The following is a 17,824-nucleotide window of genomic DNA, read 5'->3' as shown; positions in this document are numbered from 1 at the left end:
TCACTCGAGTTTTTGCACGCCACGGCGCCGACATCAAATCACCCTTTCCCAGATTCCCTCAGAATCCGAATCAGCAATTCCCGCGTTGTTTCCCCTGGGTTCGGTCTCAACACATCCATGTTCAACGTCTTGCCTTCGTTGTTGACATCGGCAATGAAGAGCGGGTGTGAGCTGTTGTAGCTGAGCACATCCTCCACATCCTCGCCGAGGATGAACGGCGTCGAGAAGACTTCGCTGTTCTCTCTTAGCCCATCCGTGCCCTGGAGGGCGGCCTTCGCTTCGTCGGGTGTCCCCTCGTGCAGCCAGAAACCTTTGAACTGGCAATCCGGATACTGCTCTGAAAGCGGCTTGATGACGTACTTGTAGATCGTGTTGACTGCGGTGCCGCTGAAGTAGACCTCGGTGAAGGCGAAGCGCTTCTTTCCCGCCCGAATCTGGTCCTCGACCGCCTGCTTCATTGCGATCATATTGGCGGGCGTGGTCGGGTCGTCGCTCGACCCGCTCAGCCCGGCCGCAGCTACATCGCCTGCTTTGACTTTTTGTACCTTGACCACGCGAGATGCCAGGTCGGGTGACCCCGTCGTGACGGTGTCGGCGACAAACGCGCCGCCGCGCTCCAAACCGATGATCGCGTCGGGACGGTAATCATTGAGCAAGGCGTGGCGCATGTCAGAAAGCACATCGGCATGCGCCACCAGACTATCCAACGTGAAAACGCGTTGATACTTGCCGCGCCTCAGTGCTTCGGTTGCCGATTTGCCTGTTTCATCAGGACCAAGTTCGACGTTGTCGTCCACGATGTCTACGATGCCGGGGAGTTCACGCTGGGTTTTATCGTCCAAGCGCAGGACAAAGTCGAGTGAAGGCGGTTGGCTCCCTTGCTTGCCTTCTGCTGAACGGTCCAGTGAGAACGCTCGTGTTCCGTCGTCCAGTCCGGCATAGCGCGAGAGCTGGCCCAACGCATTGCCAGGGCGCAGCACGATGCCATCGCTGCTGATCTGATCGATGGCCGGATCGGGTGCCCCACCAATGCGAGCGCCTGCGCCGCTGATGAAGTTGCGCATAGCCGTGGACGCCTGCTCCAGAAGCTCCTGCCGGGAGGGGCTGGAGGTCGACGCATCGGCGGCGTCCGTCGATTCCGATGGAAGCCTTGCGCCGACGGCGGGGTCAAACTCACCTCCGCTGGTCGTGCCTGTCATTCCACCACCGCGCACAGCCAAGCCCGCGCCGCCCAGACCCAGACCGAGAAGGAGCACCGCCTCGGCTTTCGCCTCACCTGACATCTTGTCGCCGTATTTCATCAACGTGAGGGCTTGATCGCCTGTCATGAAGGCGCCGCCCAGGCCCGCCGTCAGGTCAGCGCCCTTGGCGCCGACCCGGAAGGCATTGCTGTTCACGATCAACGGCGTCATGCCCCGTAAGCCGCCGGCTGCCTCGGCTGACCCGGCAATGCTTCTGACACCGCCGGCCGCCAAGCTGCCCTCGCCGGCCACGGAGACGGCAATGGTGAGCCAGTCTGCGCGCGCCTCCGGATCGAATGGCGAGATGGAGCGACCGTGCTCAGACAGCGTCGTCAAACGGTCGACCGATTCACCGATTGCCCACCCGGCCCCGGCTGCCATCACGCCGCCGGCGATGGGCGTTGCAGCGCCACCTGTGCCCGCCACCAACACAACACCGGCTGAGATGGTCGCGACACCAAAGACGAAGTCGAGCCCATGCCTGACACGCTGCCAACCCGTGGTGACATGCGCGCTCAGATGGGCGACATCGGGAACACCTTTGGCATTGAGCGTCAGCGCGCCGTTCGCATCGTTCGGCACGTAAATGGTGCCGCCATCGGCCAGGGCATTGTTATGCCGGAAATCTTTGATGTCGTCATACTGCGTGCCGCGATCATCGACGTAGGTGATCTTGCCGCTCTGCTTGTTGACTACCTTGAACAGCGCGGTCGGCGCGACACCAGTGCTTTTGTCGACGTACGCAATCGGAATCGCCGTGACGGTACCGTCGGTACCGCCTGCTTCACGGATTGCCTTGCGCACTTCGTCGATGATCTTGGTGCTGTTCTTGTTGGTGAACCATGCAGTGTTGATGTCGCCGCTGTCTTGCGCGGCGCTGTTATCGGCCTGCACCATCAGTGACGCGCCGATGAAATTGCCAAGTTGCGCGTCTGCGCCCGGGGCGTTGAAGACATGGCTCTTGCCGTCGAAGATGGGCGTGTCACGACCAAAGGTGGCCATGCTCATCTGTCCGAAAATGCTTGTCAGGCCGGCGTCGACATTCGATTGGAACGCGTCGTAGTCGGCGGCGGCCTGCTTCTTCTGGACGGTCTGCTTGCCAAGATCAAACGCGTGCTGAAAGGCATCCGCCTCGGGCAAGGCAGCGCGGTGCGCGAGCAGCGCAGTGGTCAGGCTGGTGGCTTGTGTATCACCGACTGCGTTGGTGATGGGTGCCCAGTCGGAGCTGCCGCTGACTGACCCCGACGCCCCAAGTGTGTCGAGGTAAGCGTTTGCTTGTCGGTTGCTGGTCAGCCAATCCGCAACCTGTTGTGCATGCGCGGTGGATGGCTGTGTGTCACGAAAGCTCGGTGTGTCCGCCGCAAGTGCCGTCAAGCTCAACCCGCCGTAGAAATCCGTGCCGTGCGCGATGCCCGTGCGAAGTTGGCCAGCATTGTTTTGGAACCAGTAGCCGTTATCGTTAAAGCGCCCTTCAACGGTCTGCAGCAAGTTGGCCGCAACTTCAGGTGGCGCATCCTTGGCGAGCGCCTTCATCCATTGACCCACCGCGTCCAGCTTGACCGTGTCGTCGTAAGCGAGGCGCTGTGTGGCATCCGAATCGTCGGGGTTGTACCTGTATACCGAGGTTAAGTTGCCGATCTGTTGATTGAAGTAAGCGCTGTTCGCGCCAAAGTATTTTTCGCCGGCTTGTTGGAACAGTTCCTGGCGCGCCTCCGGGCTTGTCTGCGAGAACGACACCGCGTTCATGTTGATCGACAAGGCCTTCAGCGCACCGTTTGCATCCCCAGCGCTCATCCTTTGATCGACCAGCGTCTTGGTGTTGTTCACGCGCACGTCAAAGCTCACGCTGCCGACGAACTCTGCGATGCCGAACGCATCTTTGTCGTTCTTGTATGGGGCCAGCAACTGCTCGCACGCAAACGTCACGGGATCGTTTTTCGCTACGGCCTGCAGGTCCGGCGAAAGCTTCGGGTCATTCGGGTTGATATGGTCAACCTGGTACTGAATGGCATGCCGGACGGCAATCACACGGGCCATATCCAGGCTGGCGGTGTCCCATTCCGGGTGTGCGGCAGACAGCTGCGAAACGGCATCGTTGGCGGCCTTGAGGTCGTCGACAGTGCCAAACTTCTCGTACTCGCTCAGCTCCGTGCCGAGGGCATCCTTGAAGTTCTTGACCGCCTGATCGAGCTTGCTTTGCGCGTCAGAAACGCTGGCCTGCTTTTCCTCTGCGATCGTGCGATTGGTGACCTTGACCGCCAACGCAGACTGCAAGCTGTCTTGCGCATCCAGCACCGCATCCCGCTTTTCCGCTGCATTGCGCTGGCTCGCGTCCTGCTGCTCAACACCGTTCTTCGCGTCGTCAACGACTTCCCCGAGCCACTTTGCATCGGGCGCGCGCTGCTTGATCGCCGCAGCGGCATCCTCGATGGCTTTCGTCTCGCCACCCGGGGGCGCCAGATCCGCATTGAGCCGCAGTTCGTTCTCCACGGCGGCCATGAGATTGGGCAGCGATGTGTCGAGCGATGTGCCATCCGCAGAAGCACCACTAGCGCCGTTGATGTCCGAACGGACTGTGGTGATGTCTTGGTCGGTCTTTGCCTTGGCGTCCGCCACTGCCTGCCGTTGCAGGGGAGACGGAGGAAGCGGATACAACTGGGGCCGGTAGTACACGAGTCGCCCGTTGGTCTCGACAAAAGCAGGCATAGCGTTCTCCCGTACCGCACAGTTCGCGAAGGCAATTGCAACGACGAAAATACGCGGCAATCTTGGCCAGATGGGCGGGGGGCTACTACTGGGAAAACGCGTAGTTCTTCTCTGGCCAGGAAGCGATACCGTCACCTGGTGCGCGCTGCACCTCACATATGTGCCGGGCTTTCATCGCCACGACCTTTGCGTTGAGCAGATGGTCACGCAGCAAGTGCATCACCGACTGCACGGCGTGAATCACTTGCACCACGCCGGCAACCACGATGCTGTGCTTCAGATCACCGCCGCAGCGAGGCAGCGGCAATCGTTCTGGTACGTGGCAGTGATGCACCGGGGCCAGTGCAGATTCCGTGAATGCCACGTCCAGCTGGCGCATCGACGCTAATTGATCAGATCCTTGGCAGCCTTGCTGCCCTCTTCCATCAGCTTGGCTTGCGCGTTGGCGCGGTTCAGCACGTTCTGCAGCTCCGCACTGCGGATCATGGTCTCGGCCTGCATCTGCATGATGCGCTCCATGCGCGAGTCTGCGTCGCCGTGTGCGCGAGGGAGTTCCGAGCGGGGCAGATCCGCGCGGCGTTGCTTGGCTTGGGGCTGTGCAGCAGCATCATCACCACTCGACTCGCGTGGGCGCTTCGAGCCGCGCGCAGACAGCGCCCCGAGTTCCCCTTGCGACGTACGTGCCGTGCGCTGAGGCGCCTGAGGTTGCGGCGGCTTGATCGGCGACGAGCCTGGCGCGTCGGTGCTACTGATGTGTGTCTGGACGCTCGGTCCGCTGATCTTCGATGGAATTGGCATGGCGGGCAGCAATGGTCAATAACGCTTGCATGCTAGGCGGCCAATTGCAGCGTCCAGCACGATCATGCGAAAGTGCGATCGCATGTGCGAAGCCCGCACATGCGCCATGGCATGCCGAGCAATCGCACGCACACGCAACCACTCACACAATCAACTACGCGCTCGGAGGCGTTGATGCAGGTGCTGGACCACGAACCGCAGAGCTGGTTTTTATTTGAAGCGGATGGCAAGCTGTATCTCGATGCCAATTGCAACCATGGGGCGGTCGGCTACAGCTTCATGATTCGGCTGACCACGGCGGAAGTTCAACGGTATCGCGATGAGGGTCGGGATTATTTGAGCTGGCTCGCGCAGGACATACATAACGGCGCGCCGATTTTGTCTGCCAGTTTGTCGCCCTATAAAACCCGGAAGGCGACCAAGGAGGAGGAAGCCGAAGCGGGCACTGCGTTGGCGGCATGGCAGGCGGAGCGAATTCGAGCAATTCGCAGCGCTACGCAAAACAGTCGCTAGCCGGAGGGGATTGACGGAATTGCATCGATTGGCCCTGTTGGCACAACGCGAGTGCGGCCGGGGTAGGCAAGAAGATGGAGGGCTTTCCTTCACGCGAGCGGAGAAAATATGGCCGCCCACATAGCGCGTTCCTTCTGCTATGTATAAGCGCCGCTGCAAAGCCCATTGCGCCGATCGACATTCCGCCGCATCCATGCCCATTACTCACGTATCGAAGAAGCAACTGCCCAATCGCCGTTCGGTTGCCTCGCTGAAGAGCGAAGCGGGCAAACCGCCCATTGTGAGCAAGGTCTTTCTGGTCGCTGGTTTTTTAGCCACACTGATTGGGCATGGCTTGTTCTTCAGTATTCCCGTTAAGGCAGCCGAAGCTCTCTCACAAACCACCGCATCGATCTCAGGGTCCAGTGAACCGGAGATCGTCTCCATTACGGTTCCCGGTGCCGGCACGTTTGGCGGTGACATCGATATGCGCGCCGAAGTCTACAAACCTGCGGGTAACGGTCCATTCCCGACATTGATCTTCTCTCATGGCCGCGCGGCGGACCGTTTAGATCGCGCCAATTTGAAATACCCGATCCCGAAAGGGCACGTACGATATTGGCTGGCCAAGGGCATCGCCGTCGTTGCTCCGATTCGTGTCGGGTATGGCGCGACTGGAGGCCCAGACCAGGAAGCCTCCGGAGCCTTCATCAATGCCACGGGCGTTTGCACCAGCAAGCCAGACTTCCCCCACTTGGTGAAGGTCACGCGAGACATCACCCTGACAGCATTGACATGGACGCGTGCGCAACCTTGGGTAGATAAAGACCGGATTATTCTGGAGGGTCAATCCGCGGGCGGTTTTGCCACGATCGCCACCGTAGCGGCCCAACCGCCAGGCGTTATCGGGTACATCAACTTTGCGGGGGGCGCTGCTGGTTGGCCCGACCGCGCGCCTGGTCATAGTTGCGACCAAGAACAACTACGCGAAGTCATGGGCGAACTCGGCAAGACTGCAAAGATCCCCGGCTTGTGGCTTTACGCCAAGAACGATCAGTACTGGGGCCCTGACGCTCCCAATGAGTGGTACCGCGCCTTCGCCGCCGGAGGAAGCCCAGCAGAATTCATCCATGCTGCCGAATTACCAGGGCGCGACGGCCACCTTCTGATGTACTACGGGGGCAAGCTCTGGTCTGTTCATATCGACCGCTTCGTCAAGGCGCTCGGGCTCTCTCCGAAATAAGCGACGTTCCGCACCGTAGGCAAACGCCCGCTTTTCACAAATATTCCCGGTAAGCCTGATTCGCCATTAACTGGTGCGGCAGTCCCCATGAACAACTTGTTGGCGGACGATTTGACGAGGTTCGAAGTTAAGGCAACCGCGCCATGCAGGCCGCTTGTTTCACGCATATTAAATATGCGAGACGGCAACCTAACCAAACGGTTATCCCACGATGTAGGGATAGATTCCCCCCAGGTTTTTTCTTAGCATCCGCTTGCGCCAGTGCATTCGCCCGCGCGCATACAGAGGTTGCTGCATAACGCGCTTCTTTTTATCGAGAACGGTTATTTGCGCAACGTCTTGAAAAAACAAAACAGGGGGGTTTTTGATGAAAGCAAGGTACGCCAAGAGTATCTGGCAATTGAGTTCCGCTGCGACGGCTATTGCATTGGCCGCAGTCACGCTGGTTGCCGGTTGCGGCGGAGGCTCGGATGGCTCCACATCGGGTGGCACAAGCACCGCCACGCCCGCAGCCGCGACCCTGACCGGCACCGCTGCCACCGGTAGCGCGCTTGCCAACGCTAACGTTGTCGTGACCGACAGCACGGGGAACTCGCCGTGCGTTGAAACCGCAATCACCACCAGCGCTCTTGGCTCGTACACCTGCACGCTCAAATCTGGCGAGACGGCGCCGTTCTTCGTGGTCGTGACCGACCCGACCGGCAACACCGCGCCACTGGTCAGCGTGACCACGACCACCCCGCCGGCCGGCACGCCGCTCACGCTCAATGCCACCCCGCTGACGACCGCCATCCTGGCGCAACTGGCGCCGGACGGAAATCCGCTGACGCTGGTCAATGCGAAGACGGTGGATGCGAACGCCCTCAAGGCCGTTACCGCGAATGTCGTGGCGCAACTGTCGTCGGTGCTGAGCGCCATCGGTGCGCCGGCCAACTATGACCCGTTTGCCACCAGCATTTCCGCTGCCACGTCGTCCGGCGTTGGCAACACGGCCGACCAGATTCTGGATGTGGTGACGGTGTCGAAGGACCCGGTCACAGGCCAACTGCGACTGGGTACGGTGGACGGCACGCCCGTGCCGCTGGCCACTGCCACGACCGGCGGCTCGGCGCTGCCGGCGCCTGCTCCGAACGTTTCGAGCCTGCCGCAGGGCGCGCAAGCCCTGGCAAATGCGCTGACCGCCTGCTTTGCGCTGCCGGCCTCGCAGCGCGTACTGGGGACCGACTTCACGCCGCCCGCTTCGCAAGGCGGCCCGAAGGTGACGGCGCTGGCGACGGCCTGCCAGAACATTGCATCGGACACGAGCAACGCCGGCGGCATCGCCTTCCTGCACAACGGCTACGCGTTCGGACAGTTGTTCTTCGGCTACCTGATGAGCGACAGCATGACCGGCGCCAAATTCAGCGTGCCGGAAGTCATGGCGTTCTATCCGGCAGGCTCGCCGTCGTCCCCCACGTACGACACGGCCATCCTGAACACCAAGTACCTGGACGCCAGCGGCAACCCCGGCAACATCATCGTGCTGGCGCGCTACGTCGCGTCGGGCACATCGGCTGCGCATCCGTCCAACTGGTGGGTCGTGGGCAATCAGCAACCGGTGGAAGTCAGCGACCGTCTGCAGGTTCGCCGGGTTGAGCAGGTCAACCCGACCTTTGCGGGCACCAGCGCCAATAGCAACAGCTACAGCCACTTCCAGACGGGCATCCAGTTCTGGATCAACGCCAAGGGCCCGGGCAGCGTCAATAACAACGGCAGCCTGAGCTTTGCGCGTATCACGGGGCCAGGCCTGCCCACCAGCGGTCTCGTCTACATCGCCCCCACGGGCGACAGCAACGAGCCGACCCAGGTGTACATGGATGTGAGCAACAAGTTCGGTACGGTTCCGGCCACCACCCGTTGCAGCAACGGCGGTACGGCCACCTACAACTGTCCGAACTTCTGGTTCGCGCGCACGGTCGGCCTGACTGGCTCCGCGGCGACCACACTGGCGGCACCGCGTAGCGACTTCAGCAATCCGATCTGGGCGCAGGCGTCGGACAGCCTTGATCCGAACCCTGTCGTGAAGAACGCGCGGTATCAGGTCGAACTGTTCTACGGCTCTCAAACCACGCCCGACCGCGTCTATCACAAGACGCTGCTGACGGATCTGGTGCAAGCCACCCAGGCCGTGAACCTGCCGTGGAATACCGCAGGCAGCCAGACGCTGGCGGATCTGAACCCGTCCAACAGCGCCACCAACGGCGCGCTGTCTTCGATGGTGGTCGATTGGGCGCAGAACCCGTCGGCCCAGCAGATTGGCAGTGCTGCTGTCACGGTGGATCTGAAGGGCACTTACAGCGCGTCAACCAACGTGGCAAGGGGCGCAACGTCGGCGGTCATCAACCTGCCCTCGCAGCAGGTGCCGGCGCTGACCAGCTCGGGCACGCGTTCTGTGCTGTTCAACTACCGCATGCTCGACAACAGCCTCAAGAGCATGGTGTACACGTACAACTAAGCGCAAAGGCAACGCGCAATCCGGCCGGTCCGCACGCTGCCAAAACGCCGTGCGGAACCCGGCGGATCGATCACGATGGGCGTGCCAGACGGCACGCCTTTTTTTCGCCTTGAGGCTTAAACCCCCGACTGCCGCCCCTCAACCCCCGCTTGCCGCCCTCCAAGCCCCAACCGTGGGGCTTTTTGCTTCGCGCGTGCTGCTTTTTGCAGCAATGGGTCGGACCTTTTACCTCGACGCACCGCGCTCTGAACTCCGCGCGTGAGGCTCTGAACTCGGCGCACGACACTTTTTGCCTCGCGCTTGCTGCTTTTTTCAGCAACACATGCTGCTTTTTTGAGCACGGCCGAGGGTCTGATCTCGGCGATTGGGGTTCTGGACTCGACCGTTGAGGCTCGGAGCCCGGCGTGTGGGGCTTTTTGCTCGGCGTTTGCGGTTCGGAACCCGGCGCCCCGAGTCTGGAACCCGGCGCGCGGCGTTTTGGGCTCCGCGGATGCGCTTTGATTTGGCCGCCGCGACAAACCGCAACTTGCCGCCGCCGCTCGCCGCCCATAAACTCACTCCCGCTCGCGCAAACCAAGCGCAGCCGGGACTGCAATCCCGAATTCAAGACAAATCCGCGAGTGCCGTTAGGCCCTTGCGTGCCGTCGTTCGCCTATATGGGCGGGCCCGGCAGGGAGGGCTTCGGCCCTGCCGATTTTTGGATTTGTCTTGATCGGTATTGCAGACCTTGCCGTGTGCCCGCCCACCCCTCCCGGTGGGCGGCTCCTCACTCAACCAGAGGGCAAGACAATGGAGCAACCGATCCAAGCTGTACCCATCCCACGCGGGCATCGCCCCGCAATCTGTCACTTCACCAGCATCGCGCAACGTCCTCCGTCCGGAGGTGCCCGATGAGCCTTGAAGACAATCTCCTGTATGCACAAGGCGCCCTGAGCGCGCGAGATTATCTGCGGCGCGCCCAAATGGACATGAAGGTGCAGCGGCAGTTCAGCCCCAAGACTTTGCGCTTGGAATACCAGCTTCAGGTCAAAGACAAGGCCGTTGAATACCAGGCCGGGTTTCTCGATGCGATTGGTGCCTTCATGCTGACCTCGCTGGATGGCGTAACAGTGGACTTGTACCGGTGGGAAGTCCTGCATGTGCTGGCACGTGCGAACAAGCTGAAATAAAAAAACAGCAGTAAAAGCGAACCCGAGACGGGCGGGGACGCTTGCAGAGACCGACTCTCGTTATGTGTTGAACTGACCGTACTTTTTCATGGGCAGCGGTAGCCCCTTAGGCGGTTGGCGTCAGACACCAACAAACCATCACTGCGGCGGGAAATCCGGATGCCAATGCAGTTTCAATCCCACCCCTCCACTCCCGGCACCCGCATCCCCTCCACCTCGGGCAAATCAATCCCAAAGTGCTCGGCCAACAGCTCCCGCAACGCGCGCCGGTCTTCCAATTCAAACCTGTGCGGCGTATTCCCTCGCCAGATCGTGGCGTCCCGGTTCATCACCGTCACGCGCCCTTCGTCCGTCAACGACCGCATCAGGATGCGGTTCATGAACGGCGACGCCGGATACGTGCTCGTGTAGTGATTCGCCATTTCGAAATCGATCGGGTAGTCCTGCTCCATCGTGGTGACCCAGGCGTCGACGGGCGTGTCGCTGCGCACCTGGGCGCGGAGTATCCAGCGGTCTTCATCACGCGCCATCCAGTGCAGTTCGCCATCGATGTTGGCCTGCGTGCCGTCCAGCGGCACAGGCACGCGGGGCGCCAGCCCGCCGAAACCCGGATCGATGACAAAGGTGCCCTCGGGCAGCGGCACCGTCAGGAACATGTGGGTGCGGGGCGCCTCGGGGCGCGGCGTCTGGATGATCACGCGCGACGAGTGGCGCGTGGGCTGAAAGCCAAGCTGCTCCAGCACGGCGGCAAACAACGTGGCGTGCTCAAAGCAATAGCCGCCGCGGCGTGCGTGGACGAGCTTGTTCTGCACGCTTTCCAGGTCGATGCGGATGCCGCGCCCGAGCAGCACGTCGAGGTTTTCAAACGGAATGTGCCGCATGTGCGCACCCACCAACTGCGCGAGCGTGTCGTAGCTGGGGCGGGTGCTGCTGCCCCACTGGATGCGGTTGAAGTAGGCATCCAGATTGAGTTGCGATGTCACGTGCTGTCTCCTTGTGCGCCGGGGGCGACGCAACGTCAGCCCTGTTTGCGGCGTCGGAATTGCTGTTCGGTTACGGTGCTGCCCCACTGCGTGCCGGCTTCTTCCTGCGTGAGTTGAAAGCCGAACGATTCGTAGAGGTGGCGGGCGGCATCCAGGCCCTTGAAGGTGTTGAGGTAGGTCTCGTCAAAGCGCTCGTCGACAAAGCGCATGGCTTGCGACATGAGCTTACGACCAATGCCGGTGCCCCGCAGTGAATCATCCACGATGAACCAGCGCAGGTGTGCAACGCGCGTGTCCGGGTTGCCGTCAATGGCGAGCGATGCAAGGCTGCGGCCGTTTTCCACGCACAGCCAGAGTGCCTTGTTGGCGTCGGGCAGGGATTGCGCAAAGTCGGCCAGCTCCTTGGCGACGCGGCGCTCGAAGAACACGCCGAAGCCCCAGTGCTGTGCGTAGAACCGGCCGTGCAGGCTGGCGATGTCGCCAATGCAGCCGGGCACGTAGCCTTGCACGATCTGGGGGCCGGCATCGGCGGGCGCTTGCGCGGGCTTGTGGTCGTTGTCATCGGCCAGCGCGCTGACGTATTGCGACAGCGATGTGACCAGTCGTTGCTGGTCTGCCGGGGTCAGGTGTCGCAGCGCATTGGAGACTTGGCCGGAAGCAAAGGCGTCGATCTTGCGCCGCAGTTGCTGGCCGTCTTTGGTGAGGTGCAGCTCGGAAGATCGGGCGTCGTCGGCGCAGGTGCGGCGTTCGACCAGCCCGGCAGATTCCAGCCGGGTGACCTGGCGGCTGGTGCTGGACTTGTCCAACCGCAGACGCTCGGCCAGGTCGCGCGCCTGGATGCCGGGCGTACCGGCAATCTCCAGGACCGCGTGCACCGCGGACGGCGGCAGGTCGCTCTCGGCCAGCGTGTTGCGCATGAAGCCTAATTCGCGAACGAGCTTGCGCGAGATCTCCCGCAGTTCGCGGATAGTCTGCTCGCGTGATTGCGTGGGGGCTTCAACGAAGTCCATATCGGCCTCGAATAGTTGTTTCGCGCAACCAATATAGTTGCACGAAACAACCTTTTCAAGGCCCGACGGTACCGTGGCGGGCAGCGCCTAAGGCGCCTGCCGCAGGTGCTCAGGCAAACGCGGGCCGACCGGCTCCATCCGACAGACGGAATACCGACACCGCGCGGCGCAGCGTCGTCGCCTGTTCTTCCAGCGATTGCGCTGCCGCTGCGGCCTGCTCGACCAACGCGGCGTTCTGCTGGGTGACTTCATCCATCTGCGTGACGGCCTGGTTGACCTGCTCGATGCCTCGGCTTTGCTCGGCAGAGGCGGCGGCAATCTCGGCCACGATCTCCGACACGCGGCGGATGGCATCCTTCACTTCGCTCATGGTCTCGCCCACCGCAGCGGCCTGTTGCGAACCCGCCTGCACCACGGCAACGGAGTCGCCAATCAGCCCCTTGATCTCCTTGGCAGCAGAGGCGGAGCGTTGCGCAAGCGTGCGCACCTCGCTTGCAACGACGGCAAAGCCCCTGCCCTGCTCGCCAGCGCGCGCCGCTTCCACTGCGGCATTCAACGCGAGGATGTTGGTCTGGAAGGCGATGCCTTCGATCAGCCCCGTGATCTCGGAAATCTTGCCCGAGCTGGTACTGATCTGGTCGATCGTGCCGACCATGGCTCGCACGGCCTCGTTGCCTGCCTGCGCGATGGTGCTGGCGCTGGCGGCCAGGCTGTCGGCCTGGGCGGCGTTCTCGGCATTCTGTTTCACGGTCTCGGTCAACTGCGTCATGCTCGACGCGGTTTCCTCCAGCGATGCGGCCTGCTGTTCGGTGCGGGCAGACAGATCAATGTTGCCGGCTGCAATTTCCTTGGATGCCACCGTCACGGATTCGGCCGATACCTTGATGCCGCGCACCGTCTCGGTCAACTGTCGATCCATTGAGCGCAGTGCGGCCAGCAGCTCACCAAACTCGCCCTGCGTGTCGATCACGATGTTGTTCTCCAACCGCCCGCCGGCAATGTGATTGGCAACGTCCACCGCGCGGCTGAGCGGGCGAGAGATCGCGCGCAGCAGATACCAGCACATGCCCACGCCCACCGCAAACCCAGCGCACACCAGCGCAACCGCCATGCTGAAGATGGAGTGGTAGGTGGCTTCGCTGTCATCGACGGACAGTTTGGCCTGCTGCAGGTTGATGGCAATGTCCTTTGCGAGCAGGTCGCTCACGGCTTGTCCAGAACGGGCGTGGCGGTTGATGATATGCGCGGCTACGTCGTGCTGGCCTGCCTGCAGCGCTTCGATCGCTTCGTTCGTGGCCGTGTTGAATTGCGGCAGGGCATCGTTGACCTTGCTGGCGACATCGCGTTCTTGTTCGCTCGTCACGCTGGCGGGGTAGTACTGCTTCCATGCGCCGTTGATCTGTTCCAGATCCGTGCGGATGGTGCGCACGGCCGCTGCAACTTGCGCGGCATCGTCGGTGAAGACCTGCGCGCGACGCAATTGCAGGCGTATATCAAGTTGGGCCGTCCGAAGCTCGGCAAGCTGCGCGATGGGCAGCGTGTTGCTGGTATATGCGGCGTTAATGTTGGCGTTCAGGCGCATCAGGCCCCGCACCCCAAACACACCGGTGGCCAGCAACAGCGCCAAACACAGACCAAACGCCCCGAGCAACTTGAAGCGCACCGAATGCACGATAGACGGCATGATTTCCCCCGATTTGTTTATCCGGAGGCACGTGCCCCGGATTTATGGATGTTCTACATCTGCATATCGGTAGGCCGCGAAATACCTTAAGTGCGTGAGTTCAAGCGCCCACATCGCGCCCTGCACCGGTGCATGCATTGCCGATTCGAGTGCGTGAGGGGAGACATCCGAGGGTCGGCCCGCGCGAGCGACGAGCCGACTTCGAGCAGCGCGAGCGTGCGTGCCTAGTTGAACGGCGGCATGGCGTGCGACCGCATGACGATGGCCGAGGGAGCTGTGTCCTTGGTCGTTTCATTCGGGCGCCGCACAGGCTTGTGCGGGCTTGACGGCGGCACCGACACCCCGCGTTGCGCGCGCCCCAGAAAACGCTGCATGAGGCAGAACACGCACAGCAACACCCCAATGGCGATGCGCGCCCACCAGGAGCTGAGCGTGCCGTCAAAGGTGATCAACGACTGGATGACGCCCAGCAACAGCACGCCCACCACGCTGCCGCTGATGAGGCCCACGCCGCCGGTGAGCAACGTGCCGCCGACCACGGTGGCGGCAATGGCGTCCAGCTCCATGCCCTGTGCATGCAGCCCGTAGCCGGAGAGCATGTAGAACGTGACCAGCACGCCGCCCAGTGCCGAGCAGAAGCCGCTGAGCACATAGACGAGGATGCGCGTGCGCGCCACCGGCAAGCCCATCAGCAAGGCGGAGCGTTCATTGCCGCCAAGCGCATAGACCGTGCGGCCGAAGCGGCTGCAATGCGCGAGCCACGCCGCAGCGGCAAACACCACCAGCGCAATCACCACGCTGGGCGACACGTAGTTGCCGCCACCCACCTGGATCTTGTACTGCGACAGCGTGGTGTAGATCGGGTCGGTAATGCTGATCGAATCAATGCTGATGAGGTAGCACAGCCCCCGCGCGAGGAACATGCCGCCCAACGTGACGATAAACGGCTGGATGCGGAACACCTGGATCAGCACGCCCATCATCAAGCCGAATAGGCACCCGACAGCCAGCACGAGCGGCACCACCACGCCAATCGACCAGCCGTGATGTTCAACCAGCGCGGCGGAGATCATGGTGGTAAGCGCCACCACCGCCCCCACAGACAGGTCGATACCGCCCGACAGAATGACGAACGTCATGCCAATGGCAACGACCATCAGGAACGCGTTGTCGATCAGCAGATTGAGAAACACCTGCACGCTGAAGAAGCCCGTGTAAGTCACAGACCCAAAGCCGAACAGCAGCGCAAACAGGAACAGCGTGACGTAGAACGGCAAGCGGCGTGGATTGATTCTCATGACTGCGCTCCTGCACGGCTTTGGCGTTGAAAGAACATGCTGCGAAACGCTTCCGATTGCGCCAGGCACACGGCAAATACCACCACGGCTTTCACGACGAGGTTGATCTCGGGCGGCACGCCCATCGAGTAGATCGCATAGGTGAGCGTCTGGATGATGAGCGCGCCGATCACGCTGCCCCACAGGCTGAACTTGCCGCCCACCAGCGAGGTACCGCCCAGCGTGACAGCCAGGATGGCGTCAAGCTCCAGCAGCAGCCCCGCGTTGTTGCCGTCCGCGCTCTTGACGTTCGAACAGATGATGAGCCCCGCAATGCCGGCCATGGCACCGCAGAATCCGTAGATGCCAAACAGCAGCGCCTTGGTGTTCAGCCCCGCAAGCCGCGCTGCCACGGGGTTGATGCCGACTGCCTCGATAAACAGACCGAGCGCCGTGCGATGCATCAACAACAGCAGCAGGCCCAGCACGGCGGCCGCGATGTACAGCCCAAACGGCAGCCCGAACAGATAGCCGTTGCCCACAAAGAAGAACGGCTCGTAGTAGACGGTGATGATCTGCCCGCCGGTAATGAGCTGCGCCACGCCGCGCCCCGCCACCATCAGGATCAGCGTGGCAATGATGGGCTGCATGCCTGCACCTGCCACCAGCAAGCCATTCCACAGGCCGCACACCAGCGCTGCGCCCACGGCAGCCAGCAGCGCCAGAAGCAGCGGCACCTTGGTTACATACACAGGCAAGCCGTTCTGCACCACCAGCGTGCCGCCGATGAGCGATGCGGCAATGGCGCCGGAAATGGCCACCACCGCGCCCACTGAAATATCGATGCCGCCCACGGCAATCACCAGCGTCATGCCCAGGGATATGAGCATCAGCGGCGCGGCACGGTTGAGGATGTCGATCAGGCTGCCGTACAGATGCCCGCCGCGAATGTCGAGGTGAAAGAAATGCGGGTTGAACCACGCGTTGAGCAGACACAGCAGGAGTAGCGTCACGCACGGCCAGAACAATCGGTGGCCGGTGAGCGCACGCAGGCTGGCGGGGTTCATGCGGCGCCTCCGGTGGTGGTGGACTGGGTGGTGGACTGGCTGGCGGGCACGTCGCCGCCGGCAATCACGTGGCACAGGTTGTCTTCCGTCACATCGGCGCCGGCAAGCTCGCCCACCTTCTTGCGATCGCGCAGGATCGCCAGCCGGTGGCTCACACGCAGCACTTCCGGCAGCTCGCTGGAGATGAACAGGATGGCCATGCCCTTGCGGCACTGCGCGGTCACCAGGTCCATGATGTCGAGCTTGGCGGCAATGTCGATGCCGCGCGTGGGCTCATCCAGGATCAGCATGGCCGGGTCGGTCGCCAGCCAGCGTGCGAGCACGGCTTTCTGCTGGTTGCCGCCCGAGAGTTGGCCGATAGGCTTTTCAGCGTCGGGCGTCTTGATGCCAAGCTGAGCGATGTACTGGTCGGCAATCTCGCGCTGGCGCTTCTTGGGCAGATAGCGGAACAGCCCACGCTTGGCCTGCAGCGCGAGGATGATGTTCTCGCGAATCGACAGCTCGGCAATGATGCCCTCGGTCTTGCGGTCTTCCGGGCAGAAGCCGATGCCCTGACGGATGGCGTCACGCGGGGAGCTGAACTGATGCGACTGGCCCTGCACGTTGATCGAGCCCGCATCGTTGCGATCCACGCCAAACAGAAGGCGCGCGGTCTCGGTGCGGCCCGAGCCCAGCAGGCCGCCCAGGCCCAGCACCTGCCCGGGGCGCACGTCCAGATCGAGCGGCTGCACGACGCCACGGCGGCCCATGCCGCGCGCGCTCAGGAATGCTGGCGCAGTGTCATCCACCGGCGGCACCTCGGTGCGCTCGAAGCGGCTTGCATCAATGTCGCGCCCGACCATCTTGTTGATCAATTGCAGCTGCGGCAGATCGCGCGCAGCGTATTCGCCTTCCAGCCGGCCGTTGCGCAGCACGGTAATGCGGTCGGCAATCGCGTAGGTCTGCTCCAGAAAATGCGTGACGAACAGCACGGCCATGCCGCGTGCCTTGAGCGTGCGGATGGCGGCAAACAGCCGGGCCACTTCGTCGTCGTCCAGGCTGGAAGTGGGTTCGTCCAGGATCAGGATGCGGGCTTCGGTGGATAGCGCGCGGGCAATCGCCACCATCTGCTGAATGGCCACCGGATAGAGCGACAGCGGCAGCGTCACGTCAATGTGGATGTTCAGATCGGCCAGCAGCGCCTGCGCGGCGCGGTTGGTGGCGCGCCAGTCGATGCTGCCCATGCGCATGGGAAAGCGGCCGATGTGGATGTTCTCGGCCACGGTCAGGTTCGGGCAGAGATTGACCTCTTGATACACCGTGCTGATACCGAGCTTCTGCGCCTCCAGCGGCGAGCCCGGAGCGATGGGCTGACCGCCGAGCAGGATCTCGCCCGCATCGGGCGCTTCCACCCCGGTCAACACCTTGATGAGCGTCGATTTGCCGGCGCCGTTCTGCCCCATCAAGGCATGCACTTCACCGGGAAACAAGCGGAAATCGACCCCGGCCAGCGCCTGCACGCCAGGAAAGTTCTTGGAGATGCCGCGCATGTGCAGCAACGCGCCACGGGCATCTGACGCGGCGGCATGATCAACGTGATCCGACATGGATGTCACCTGTTGATGGTGCATGCCCGCAAGGCGGAGTCACCCGCCCTGCCGGCATACTCCGGTTCAGCAAA

Annotated in this window: 13 protein-coding genes; 4 read left to right on the top strand and 9 right to left on the bottom strand. The window is 62.3% G+C overall.

The genetic code is table 11. The features are described 5' to 3' along the window. Window positions 1-38 precede the first annotated feature (38 nt). From BG83_RS0120500 to BG83_RS0120490, 3 genes are all read right to left on the bottom strand, one after another. Window positions 39-3,947 (bottom strand): DUF4781 domain-containing protein, encoded by a 3,909-nt coding sequence (locus BG83_RS0120500; RefSeq protein WP_024978471.1) that lies wholly within the window; start codon window positions 3,945-3,947, stop codon window positions 39-41. Between the two features lie 85 nt (window positions 3,948-4,032). Continuing rightward, window positions 4,033-4,326 (bottom strand): hypothetical protein, encoded by a 294-nt coding sequence (locus tag BG83_RS0120495; RefSeq protein WP_024978470.1) that lies wholly within the window; start codon window positions 4,324-4,326, stop codon window positions 4,033-4,035. A 5-nt stretch (window positions 4,327-4,331) separates the two neighbouring features. Continuing rightward, a complete protein-coding gene (locus tag BG83_RS0120490) occupies window positions 4,332-4,745 on the bottom strand; it encodes a hypothetical protein (protein WP_152543734.1) in 414 nt (137 codons plus the stop codon). A 174-nt stretch (window positions 4,746-4,919) separates the two neighbouring features. Here BG83_RS0120490 and BG83_RS0120485 point away from each other — a divergent pair, with 174 nt between their 5' ends. The 4 genes from BG83_RS0120485 (at window position 4,920) to BG83_RS0120470 (ending at window position 10,143) form a co-directional block, all read left to right on the top strand. Next, window positions 4,920-5,258, top strand: a complete 339-nt coding sequence (locus BG83_RS0120485) for a hypothetical protein (protein ID WP_024978468.1) — start codon at window positions 4,920-4,922, stop codon at window positions 5,256-5,258. A 193-nt stretch (window positions 5,259-5,451) separates the two neighbouring features. Continuing rightward, window positions 5,452-6,480 carry a dienelactone hydrolase family protein gene (locus BG83_RS0120480; protein WP_024978467.1) on the top strand — a complete coding sequence of 343 codons (1,029 nt, stop codon included), beginning with the start codon at window positions 5,452-5,454 and terminating at the stop codon, window positions 6,478-6,480. A gap of 367 nt (window positions 6,481-6,847) precedes the next feature. Then, the gene (locus BG83_RS0120475) at window positions 6,848-8,974 is read left to right on the top strand and encodes a hypothetical protein (protein WP_024978466.1); all 2,127 of its coding nucleotides are present in this window, start codon (window positions 6,848-6,850) and stop codon (window positions 8,972-8,974) included. Window positions 8,975-9,864: 890 nt separating this feature from the next. Next, window positions 9,865-10,143 (top strand): hypothetical protein, encoded by a 279-nt coding sequence (locus BG83_RS0120470; protein WP_024978465.1) that lies wholly within the window; start codon window positions 9,865-9,867, stop codon window positions 10,141-10,143. A gap of 173 nt (window positions 10,144-10,316) precedes the next feature. Here the strand turns inward: BG83_RS0120470 and BG83_RS0120465 are convergent, their stop codons facing one another. The 6 genes from BG83_RS0120465 to BG83_RS0120440 all read right to left on the bottom strand — a co-directional run bounded on the left by BG83_RS0120465 (window position 10,317) and on the right by BG83_RS0120440 (window position 17,750). After that, a complete protein-coding gene (locus BG83_RS0120465; protein ID WP_024978464.1) occupies window positions 10,317-11,126 on the bottom strand; it encodes an arylamine N-acetyltransferase family protein in 810 nt (269 codons plus the stop codon). 35 nt (window positions 11,127-11,161) lie between these two features. Beyond that, complete coding sequence (locus BG83_RS0120460; RefSeq protein WP_024978463.1) at window positions 11,162-12,136, bottom strand: helix-turn-helix domain-containing GNAT family N-acetyltransferase; 975 nt, start codon at window positions 12,134-12,136, stop codon at window positions 11,162-11,164. A gap of 109 nt (window positions 12,137-12,245) precedes the next feature. Beyond that, window positions 12,246-13,820: a methyl-accepting chemotaxis protein gene (locus BG83_RS0120455; RefSeq protein ID WP_024978462.1), complete on the bottom strand. Its 1,575-nt coding sequence runs from the start codon at window positions 13,818-13,820 to the stop codon at window positions 12,246-12,248. Between the two features lie 224 nt (window positions 13,821-14,044). Beyond that, window positions 14,045-15,118: a galactofuranose ABC transporter, permease protein YjfF gene (yjfF, locus tag BG83_RS0120450; protein WP_024978461.1), complete on the bottom strand. Its 1,074-nt coding sequence runs from the start codon at window positions 15,116-15,118 to the stop codon at window positions 14,045-14,047. After that, window positions 15,115-16,164: an ABC transporter permease gene (locus BG83_RS0120445; protein WP_024978460.1), complete on the bottom strand. Its 1,050-nt coding sequence runs from the start codon at window positions 16,162-16,164 to the stop codon at window positions 15,115-15,117. The genes yjfF and BG83_RS0120445 overlap by 4 nt, the downstream gene beginning before the upstream one ends. Beyond that, complete coding sequence (locus BG83_RS0120440; RefSeq protein WP_024978459.1) at window positions 16,161-17,750, bottom strand: sugar ABC transporter ATP-binding protein; 1,590 nt, start codon at window positions 17,748-17,750, stop codon at window positions 16,161-16,163. Before BG83_RS0120440 ends, BG83_RS0120445 begins: the two co-directional genes overlap by 4 nt. Window positions 17,751-17,824: the final 74 nt, after the last annotated feature.

This window comes from Ralstonia pickettii (assembly GCF_000607165.1).
Classification (GTDB): Bacteria; Pseudomonadota; Gammaproteobacteria; order Burkholderiales; family Burkholderiaceae; genus Ralstonia; species Ralstonia holmesii.
This window is presented reverse-complemented; position numbering and strand designations above follow the sequence as displayed.

Excerpts from the sequence above, each read along its gene's own strand:
- BG83_RS0120500 (WP_024978471.1), bottom strand. The coding sequence starts at position 3,947 with ATGCCTGCTTTTGTCGAGACCAACGGGCGACTCGTGTACTACCGGCCC.
- BG83_RS0120495 (WP_024978470.1), bottom strand. The coding sequence starts at position 4,326 with ATGCGCCAGCTGGACGTGGCATTCACGGAATCTGCACTGGCCCCGGTG.
- BG83_RS0120490 (WP_152543734.1), bottom strand. The coding sequence starts at position 4,745 with ATGCCAATTCCATCGAAGATCAGCGGACCGAGCGTCCAGACACACATC.
- BG83_RS0120485 (WP_024978468.1), top strand. The coding sequence starts at position 4,920 with ATGCAGGTGCTGGACCACGAACCGCAGAGCTGGTTTTTATTTGAAGCG.
- BG83_RS0120480 (WP_024978467.1), top strand. The coding sequence starts at position 5,452 with ATGCCCATTACTCACGTATCGAAGAAGCAACTGCCCAATCGCCGTTCG.
- BG83_RS0120475 (WP_024978466.1), top strand. The coding sequence starts at position 6,848 with ATGAAAGCAAGGTACGCCAAGAGTATCTGGCAATTGAGTTCCGCTGCG.
- BG83_RS0120470 (WP_024978465.1), top strand. The coding sequence starts at position 9,865 with ATGAGCCTTGAAGACAATCTCCTGTATGCACAAGGCGCCCTGAGCGCG.
- BG83_RS0120460 (WP_024978463.1), bottom strand. The coding sequence starts at position 12,136 with ATGGACTTCGTTGAAGCCCCCACGCAATCACGCGAGCAGACTATCCGC.
- BG83_RS0120455 (WP_024978462.1), bottom strand. The coding sequence starts at position 13,820 with ATGCCGTCTATCGTGCATTCGGTGCGCTTCAAGTTGCTCGGGGCGTTT.
- yjfF (WP_024978461.1), bottom strand. The coding sequence starts at position 15,118 with ATGAGAATCAATCCACGCCGCTTGCCGTTCTACGTCACGCTGTTCCTG.
- BG83_RS0120445 (WP_024978460.1), bottom strand. The coding sequence starts at position 16,164 with ATGAACCCCGCCAGCCTGCGTGCGCTCACCGGCCACCGATTGTTCTGG.
- BG83_RS0120440 (WP_024978459.1), bottom strand. The coding sequence starts at position 17,750 with ATGTCGGATCACGTTGATCATGCCGCCGCGTCAGATGCCCGTGGCGCG.